Origin of the sequence: Shewanella sp. NKUCC01_JLK (genome assembly GCF_019345615.1) — a bacterium.
Taxonomy (GTDB): domain Bacteria; phylum Pseudomonadota; class Gammaproteobacteria; order Enterobacterales; family Shewanellaceae; genus Shewanella; species Shewanella oncorhynchi.
In genome coordinates, this window is sequence record NZ_JAHKRD010000020.1 from 108,898 (window position 1) to 117,437 (window position 8,540).

Genomic DNA, 8,540 nt, shown 5'->3' on the forward strand with positions numbered 1-8,540 from the left:
AGCCGATAAGTTCAATTTTTTGTCACTGGGATAGCACTATGTTTAAACTCAAGCTGGATTCAGTTAAGTTTTTTAGCCCGAAGAAAATGATGTTTAGAGTCATGCTGTGGCTTATGGTGAGTTGTTCTGTCTTACTTCTTATTCCTCCTAATGTGCTGGCAGTGCTGGCGCTCGATAAATTTGTGCCAGAACATGCACAGTTTGTTGGATTAGGTCTAATCGTTTCTATCGCTTATTTTTTGAGTCAATTAATTAACTTAGGCTTAGATGAGTCTATCCGTCATTTAAGTGATAAGCGCGTTATTGAGACGATTGAAGCTAAAGTGAATCTACTTGATCCCGCTGAGCGAGCTTTAGTGAGGGAATTCTTTCTTCAAGGCGCCACGATTTTGACTCTGCCGCAAAATGAACCCGCTGTAAAAAGTCTAGTGAATGCCTGTATCTTAGAAAAGCTCGGTAACGAGCGCCATTATGCGATTCAGGGACCGACCGCTGACTATAAGATTGCCATGAAAGCGCGTATGTACCTCAACCGTGATGTGCTGCGTTTACCTGCCGGTGAGCCGAGCCAAGAAGAAATGCAGTCGTTGATTAAGGCGCGCCCGCAATTTTTGAATGGATTAGTACAAAACAGAAAACACGCAGCATAGGCGTGTTCTACCTCACTCGGATGAGTGCTAGCTATGGTTTAGTTAGCATTTTTAACATGCGAGACAACAAAAAATGGGGGTGATAAAACCCCCTAGATTTTGCATTTATACAAGAAACATGAAGAACAACTGGAGCAAAAACTATGGTTTCGGTGCCGACTTCACAATGAACATCCAAGTGATATAAGACACTATCCCTATTGTGCTAAAGATAACGATCATTGAAAGTAAGCCTATGGGGTTACCAAACATTAGATCTAACCAAAATGCCATGACTGAAATCCTCTTTCCTGTGAAGTCCTCGCTAAATTAGCGGTATTCGATAGCTAAAATACTGATCTCGATCAATAAAAAATCGACATAGGAATACAAAGTCATAACCCTTAGTTAACTCTGTGATCTTGGTCAAATTTAAGGATGTGCTTAACAGCGACGAGTTCAAATAATTTAGCTTTGTTTCTTCTTCCGTTAGCGTCTAGGATTAACCTATTCAACTCGATCGATATTCAGTTAACGCGCTATTCCATTTATTCGTTCTTGTTTTTATATGAAGGCGCGATATCAGTTTTTTAAAGGAGTAAAAAATGGATTCTAAAAAAAGTCACAAGGATTCAATGGGATATAATTCTATCTTTGCGCCACTATTGTTGCTGATTTATCCCCTCTATTGTTTGGTGATCACAGGGCACTTTGTTGCCATTTTGTGTTTAAGCGTGCTCGCCGCCATTTTAATGTTCAACATCAATAAATTAATTCGTAATTTGAGACAACTTGAGCGTGCAGCACACCACTTAGGCGAGGGAGATTTGAGTTATCAATTGGAAGAGAAAGATGCGGGTGTGTTCATTAAGGTAGTACATAACATTAATCGCATGGGCGAAGATGTCAGCCGTACGATTTTGTCTTTATCTGATACCTGTGAAGGGATGAAAAAAGTCGCCTCGGATATCAAGGTTATTAGTGAACAGGCAAAGCAAGGCGTGTTAGAGCAAGAGCATCAAACTGAACTGGCAGCCAGTGCAATGACACAGATGGTTTCAAGTGTACAAGCCGTATCGCAAAATGCGGTGAGTGCTGCGCAGGCAGCTGATATTGCCCAAAGTTCTGCTAAGCGCGGCGATCAAATCATGAATGGCATAGTCACTAAAATTGGCGCTATGTCGCAACAGATCCATGATACTCGAACCGTGATCGAGCACTTGGCCGCCGACAGCAACAATATCAGTAGCATTATTGAAACCATTTCGCAGGTGGCCGAACAGACCAATTTACTCGCCTTAAATGCTGCCATTGAAAGTGCGAGAGCGGGTGAACATGGCCGCGGTTTTGCTGTAGTTGCCGATGAAGTGCGTAATCTCGCTAAACGAACATCCGAAGCCACGGTTGAGATCCAGCAGCAAATCGCCGCATTACAAAAAGGCGCACAACATGGTGTTGAAGTCATGTTGAAAAACGTGGCGATTGCCGACGAAACGGCTGATATGGTTGATCAAGCTCACAGTGCACTCGGGCAGATTGTCGCTCAGGTGGAGACCATTACCGATATGTCCCACCAAATCGCCACGGCATCGGGACAACAACATACAGTAGCAGAGGAAATTAATAAAAATATCAGTGTGATGGCTGAGCTAGCCCTGAGTAATGCCTCCCACACCAACAACACTAACTTATCGAGTTTGAAAGTGTATAACATGTCGCAGGAAATCGGCTCCTTGCTGCATCGATTCCATGTGAATGCGGCATTCTTTAATTCGAGTCAGGCGCAAAATAAACTCTTTGTGAAATGGGGGCCTGAGTTAGACATAGGAATGCCTGAGATCAATCGTCAACATCAGCGCTTAGTCTCATTGATCAATGAATTACACCGCACATTAAATGAAGAGTATGGACTCGAAGCCATCAAACGTATCGTGCAAGGATTAGTGGATTACACCGCCAATCACTTTGCCTATGAAGAGGAACTCTTTGCGCGTTTTGGTTACCCTCAAACTGACAGCCACAAGGAAAAACACGGCAAGTTAGTTGGGCAAGTACTTGATTTTCAAAAGCGGGTTGTTAGAGGTGAAGATGTTGCCGACGAATTAATGGCTTTCTTGAAAGCTTGGTTGGTAAACCATATTCAAAAAAGTGATAAAGAATATACCGCTTTTTTATTATCACATGGCGCAGAATAACCTCAAGAGCATGATTTTTGAGCGGTTAAATGCAATTTGTATTAAAGTCGCGGCAAAAGACTTGCCATTGTCATAAGCAAAGGTATAATTCCCAGCACTTAGAGACAGCCAGTTGTTTTGATTGCTTCTAAGTGCATATTTGATATGCCAGTGTGGTGAAATCGGTAGGCACAGGGGATTCAAAAGTCACAGTGTTTACAGCTTAATTTTCACTAAGCTGATGATGTAAAAAGTTAATTTAAAAGAATTAACGTGCAAAATCCTTGCAAAGATTTGCAAAGTTTTTGAGATTGAAGATAATGCCAGTGTGGTGAAATTGGTAGACACACGGGATTCAAAATCCCGCGCCCTTAAAAGCGTGCCGGTTCGACTCCGGCCACTGGTACCACTTCAAAGCCGACCTTAGCGTCGGTTTTTTTGTATCTAAAATTCAGTCATGTTAGATACTTACCAACTCGCTACCTTGCTAGAGTTCATCACTTTCCTTCCAGCAAAGCACCACACTGGGCATACTTGCCTAGGTCAAATCTTTAATGGTGGTTGTTTTACCATTCTCCATCACTGACTTAATCCCGTTATCTCTTGGAGCAGTGCTCGAATACATTTGGCTAGTGCCAATGATTTGATGATTCGCTGCTTTGAGGTTGAAATACGGCTTCTCGTTTTTAGCCACTTCTTTAGCATATCGGGCTTCGATTGGGGAGTTGGTTTGCACGGATTCAATACCGTTCAACGCGCCACTCTTACCTGTGTAAAGCTCGCTGGTGAGAATGATCTCTCCATTTCCCGCCTTTAATACAAACTTAAATTGCTCATTACTGCTTTTACTTAATTCATACCATCCTGACATGGGTTTGCTCCTTATTCTTTAAGACAGTGCATAGCGCAAGCAAGGAAGACATTTCCTGCTTGAGCATCAGTGTAGTCGACTTTAGCGTGTTTAATAGATGACTTTTGCGGCGGTTTTGAGTGTTTTGAGGGTTAATCTGGCGACACACTGACATTAAAAACGTCTAACTCTTGCCAGTAGCACAGGAAGTTTTGCTCCCATATTGGGTAAAACTTTACTGCCGCTTCAATGACGAGTAGGCCACTAATGCTTTGAAATACACCGCAGCTAAAGTCAAAGTCCAGTTCTTTAACCAACTCCCATTGTCCCTGATAGCCGACATAGCAAAAGTCGGTGATGTAGCATAACTGCCATTGCTTGGCGTGTTTCTCTAGCCTTATCTCCACAGGATGAAAGCCACCCCGTTGTGGGCTGTAATCTGGATCACGAAAGTTAATCGTCACGGCATTGTCGGCTTGGTTACTGATAAACGGGGTTAATGCCAATAGCAGTCTGTCAGAGACAGGCAAGGCCAACTCTTGATTAATGGTATTCATTGTGTGTCCTTAGTTGGTGTTAGAACAAATCGCTGTGGGTTTCGCGAAGGCTGGTAAAGCGGTTAAGGCCAATAATCACATGGTCGAGGACATTGATATCCAGCGCTTTGGCGCACTCAATGACTTTACGGGTGAATTGGATATCGCTAGTGCTTGGTGTTGGATCGCCTGAAGGATGGTTATGAACAAGGATAACGCTGGGCATATTCAGAATAACTGCCGTGCGTAACACTTCGACGGGTCGCATACTGATGCCGTTCACGGAACCTGTCGCCACGACTTCTACGCAATTAATGGTGTGCTGGGTTGTCAGGTTTGCCACGATAAACATTTCTTTGGTTTCATGCTTTAGGTAGTCAAATAGCTGCGCGGTATCTTCAGGTCCTGTGATGGCTTGCTCGGCCAAGGCGCACTGGGTTTCTTTGAACTGATATTTGACATTGATTTCTCGGATAATCGCCATGGTCTATCCCTATTGGTGCTAAAGACTCAGGAGCAGAAGGAAGTCCTTTCGCTCCTGATAGTGTGTGCATTACTTGGTGGTTTTGGCTGAGGTATCAACCTTAGCCTCACTCTTTGATTCTTTACTGGCCTCAGCACTAGCCTTAGCTTTCTTGGTCGGGAACTTGGCGGCCTTGAGGATGAACTCATCTAGCTCACCTTTCTCCACAGCATCGATAATCAGCTTGATGGTGTCAGGTAGCAGGGCTTTATCACCGACATCAATGGCGGGTTTATCCTTTACCAGCTCGATAGGCTTAATCCCGATACGGACTTCGAAGTAATAGTGACCTTCACTGTCGTAGTACCATGGGCGCACTGTGATACGGCGGCGCACCTTCTTGCGTTCTCCTGTCTCTGGGTCTTTGACACTTTTCTCGCGGTAGGCTTCAAACTCGCTGCCTTGAATAAAGCATTCGGCCATATCCAATTGTTGCTTCAGCTTGTCAACCAAGCGGGTTCTTTTGCCGATGATAGGTGGCTTAACGGCGATTTCAGGGCGAGCGATAACCTTGAGCGAACTCAATAATGTTGTCATGTGGTGTTCCTTTTCGTGGTTTAGTGGGTTGTATTGCTGGGTTTAGTTGATAAAGCCAATGCGGCGCGTGGCTTGTTTACGGTTGTTTTCTTGGGTTAACAGAGCAATAGCGGTGGCTCTGTGGTTTTGGTTAGGTTGAAATAACATGCGCCTTGCTACGATAGCGAAGTCACCGGGCGTTAATTGTTGTAGTGCGTGAAGTTGGTCAGCTTCGGTTTGGGTTAACTTAGTGATACCCAATACTTGCTTATACAAGGTCTGGCGCTGGCTTTCAGTCAGATAGTCACAGGTCAGTTTAAAGTCAAAGCGGCGCATCACTGCGCTGTCGATAGCGCTGAGTGCATTAGTTGCTGCAAACACAGGCATGGTGTTGCATTCAAGCTGTGACAGCAGTTCGTTGATAAGCTGCACTTCATACTGTGCTTGAGCGCTCTCACGCTGACTGAGCAAGCTATCGACTTCATCAAAGAGCATTAGCTTCTTTGTTCTGTGCGCTTCTCTAAACAACGCTGCAATGTTCTGCTCGCTCTCACCTACATACTTGCTTAGTACATCAGAGCACTTGATGTGCATGATATCCATGCCGTGGGTTTCAGCTAAGTGATGTACCCAACCTGTTTTGCCTGTACCTGGGGGGCCATTGAGTAGCACCCTAACTGGGAGGCTGTTGGCTATCGCGGTGTCGATATCACTGATAATCGTATGTGCATCTTGTCCGTCGATGGCGTTAAGGTTCAAGCAACTGGGGTCAAAGCTTAGTTGGCCTTGATATTTAGCCGCTGGCGGCTCTTCACCACAGGCTTCAAGAGTGGCATCAATAACATCCAATACCACGATTTCAGCCTCATCCCCCGTTAAGGCTAAGGTACTTGCTACATGAGCGGCGTTCGCAATATAAGCCGGAGCGGCATTAGATTTGCTGGCTAACACCAAGCGAAACGCATCCGATACCTTAAGTGATTTGAGTATGGTTTTACTCATGGCAAAGCTAAAGGCTTCATCGGGTACAGGGATTTCCAGCACTAGCTTAAAGCGACGAATGTAGCTTGGTTCAAGTAGCGATACATGGTTGGTAATCCAAATAGCAGGTACAGGATTGGTTTCCAGTAAGCGCATTAAGCCTTCTTTGGAGTAATGCTCATCTGCATGCTTAAACACGCTTTCGCATTCATCAACCAACAACAGGCTTTCATCTGAGCCATCGAGCAAGCTTTGCAGTAGATTAAGGTAGGTTAAGCGTTGGCTAGTCGGCTCTTTACTCAAGAACTCATCAGTCACTTTACCATCCTCAAACTGCACACTTTGCACTTCCACTAAGCTGCGCCGCAGCGCCTTTGCTAAAGTACGAGATAGCTCGGTCTTGCCTGTTCCCGCTGCCCCATACAGTAAAATGTTAACCCCTTTAAGCCGCTGAGCCATGGCCGCCCTTAGATAGCGATACACTAAATCGGCATTCACATGCTCAAACTGCTTCAGCTTGAACTGTGCTGTGGGGCTGTGCTTGATAATCGGCGCGAGCAAGGCTTCACGGCGAGTGAGCTTTTCAGTTACCAGCAATACCCTAAACGGCTCCGGTATTCTCAACAAATGCGGTAGGAGTAATGCTGCTCCCTCAATAAAGCGATTACGGGCTAAAGGTTCTAGCTGCTCATGAATATCATCACTGCTGAGTCCTGTTTCTTGCTCTAACCAATGAATGAGGATATCCGTATCATAGTCAGCTAACAGATTAAGCAACTCTTTGAGCCCTGCATTGGCATTGAGCACGATGATAAGCACCATCACAGGCTTCATGGCGGTATCAAGTTTAAACAGTTCACACAGAAACCGTGCATTGTGCTGCACCGTTTCTGCCATTACAGGGTAATTATCCTTAAGCGGAAACAACGCGAGGGTGCTGTCGATATCATGGTTAATGCCATGTTGTAGCTTGATACCCACGAGCGAGTTAATCGCATAGGACGGCATATACTCAAAGCCATAATCGACGGCTGACAGTAATAAGTCTTCGGCGATTTGAGTTGCAAGGTAATAACAATGCTTAGCGTGTTTAGCGATGGGTTTGACGTTTATCATCGACTGCCGCGCCCCCGTTTAATGGGTTTATCAGGCGGAATGTAATCCAGCATCGCAGCGGCTTGCTTCATAAACGCATGGTCGCGTTTATCGTAAATGGTAGTGGTGCTGATATCGGCGTGTCCTGCCATTTGGCGCACGGTATTGATATCCACGTTTTGCTCAAGCAAGCGAGTTATAAAGGTTCGGCGTAAATCATGGGGCGATACTTTATCTACCCCTAGCTCATACAGGGTATCTTTAACTAACCGATACAAGGCCGTTGGGGTGGTTGGCTCAGATAACTTAAGCTTGCCAGTCAGCGTTGACTTACACACTAAATAACCCTGCTGGCGCTGACGTAACTTAAGCCATGCCAACAGATTTTGCTCTACCCATTCAGGTAAGAACAAGGTGCGACTCTTGTTACCTTTACCTGCAGCCACAGTCAGGGTATGCAAGTTGGCATCGTAGTCACTCAGCATCAACGCCGATAACTCACTGCGCCTAAGTCCAGTGCCCAAGAACAGGCTAAATATCAAAAGATTACGGGTAGCAAAGGTGCCTTTTTGCGTTTTGCAGTAATCCAATACCGCGGTCACTTGCTCGGTGCTTAACGGCGTACCTTGATGCTCACCGTGCTTTACTTGATTAATGGTCTGCAAGTTTGCGACCTGCGATAAATCGGCTTTGTTCATCAAAGCCGCTACTTTGACGATATTCTTAATTGCTATCATGGCACGGTTGATGGAACGTGCTGACCACTTCGCATGAGTCATCACTGCGCGTATTTGCAGTGCTTGTTGATAGTCAATCTGACACAGCTTGTCATCGAGACAGTCTTCTTGCCACTGCATGAGTCGCGCAATACTGCGCATTTGTGAGCTGATAGAGCGCTGACTATTAATAGACAGGCGGCTCAAATACAGCGCATAAGGGGTCGCTGTAGTCATAGAGAACTCCAGTAAGTGTATTAAATTGAATTGTGTTTAGAGGGTTGAACGAGAAAGGAAAAGTGATACTAGAAACACGTTCATAGTATCACTTTGAGGTCTAAATTTCAGCCACTGTTTTTGACACGGTTAGGATAAATAAAATGTTAGGTATACATTCGATTTTTGGTATAGGTGTAGTGGTCAAGTAAAATTGGCCACGGTTTTAGAGTCATTCCAATATAAACGTTCTGACTCATTTGGCGTTAACCCACCATTATATTGATGGGGTCTGGTCTCACTG

The 8,540-nt window shown here is 44.9% G+C and carries 8 protein-coding genes, 1 tRNA gene and 1 pseudogene; 3 read left to right on the forward strand and 7 right to left on the reverse strand.

From position 1 onward, the window contains the following. The first annotated feature begins 38 nt into the window (after positions 1-38). Complete coding sequence (locus tag KO537_RS19605) at positions 39-650, forward strand: superinfection exclusion B family protein (protein WP_105251480.1); 612 nt, start codon at positions 39-41, stop codon at positions 648-650. Between the two features lie 141 nt (positions 651-791). Here KO537_RS19605 and KO537_RS19610 read toward each other — a convergent pair whose 3' ends face one another. Then, entirely contained in the window at positions 792-923 is a 132-nt protein-coding gene (locus KO537_RS19610; protein WP_105251481.1) for a DUF3149 domain-containing protein, read from the reverse strand. A gap of 311 nt (positions 924-1,234) precedes the next feature. Between KO537_RS19610 and KO537_RS19615 the strand changes: the two genes are divergently transcribed. Further along, positions 1,235-2,824, forward strand: coding sequence for a bacteriohemerythrin (locus tag KO537_RS19615; protein ID WP_131524106.1), 1,590 nt, complete (start codon positions 1,235-1,237; stop codon positions 2,822-2,824). 301 nt (positions 2,825-3,125) lie between these two features. Then, positions 3,126-3,212, forward strand: a tRNA-Leu gene (locus KO537_RS19620). A gap of 129 nt (positions 3,213-3,341) precedes the next feature. Here KO537_RS19620 and KO537_RS19625 read toward each other — a convergent pair. The 6 genes and pseudogenes from KO537_RS19625 to KO537_RS19650 form a co-directional block, all read right to left on the reverse strand. Then, positions 3,342-3,674, reverse strand: a complete 333-nt coding sequence (locus KO537_RS19625; RefSeq protein WP_219235439.1) for a YegP family protein — start codon at positions 3,672-3,674, stop codon at positions 3,342-3,344. A 131-nt stretch (positions 3,675-3,805) separates the two neighbouring features. Next, complete coding sequence (locus tag KO537_RS19630; RefSeq protein WP_219235441.1) at positions 3,806-4,210, reverse strand: DUF2787 family protein; 405 nt, start codon at positions 4,208-4,210, stop codon at positions 3,806-3,808. Positions 4,211-4,229: 19 nt separating this feature from the next. After that, positions 4,230-4,673 carry a JAB domain-containing protein gene (locus KO537_RS19635; protein ID WP_219235443.1) on the reverse strand — a complete coding sequence of 148 codons (444 nt, stop codon included), beginning with the start codon at positions 4,671-4,673 and terminating at the stop codon, positions 4,230-4,232. A 69-nt stretch (positions 4,674-4,742) separates the two neighbouring features. Beyond that, positions 4,743-5,279, reverse strand: a pseudogene (locus KO537_RS19640) (hypothetical protein); the annotation flags it as partial. Between the two features lie 12 nt (positions 5,280-5,291). Continuing rightward, positions 5,292-7,325: an AAA family ATPase gene (locus tag KO537_RS19645; RefSeq protein WP_219235447.1), complete on the reverse strand. Its 2,034-nt coding sequence runs from the start codon at positions 7,323-7,325 to the stop codon at positions 5,292-5,294. Continuing rightward, complete coding sequence (locus KO537_RS19650) at positions 7,322-8,257, reverse strand: site-specific integrase (protein ID WP_219235449.1); 936 nt, start codon at positions 8,255-8,257, stop codon at positions 7,322-7,324. Before KO537_RS19650 ends, KO537_RS19645 begins: the two co-directional genes overlap by 4 nt. Positions 8,258-8,540: the final 283 nt, after the last annotated feature.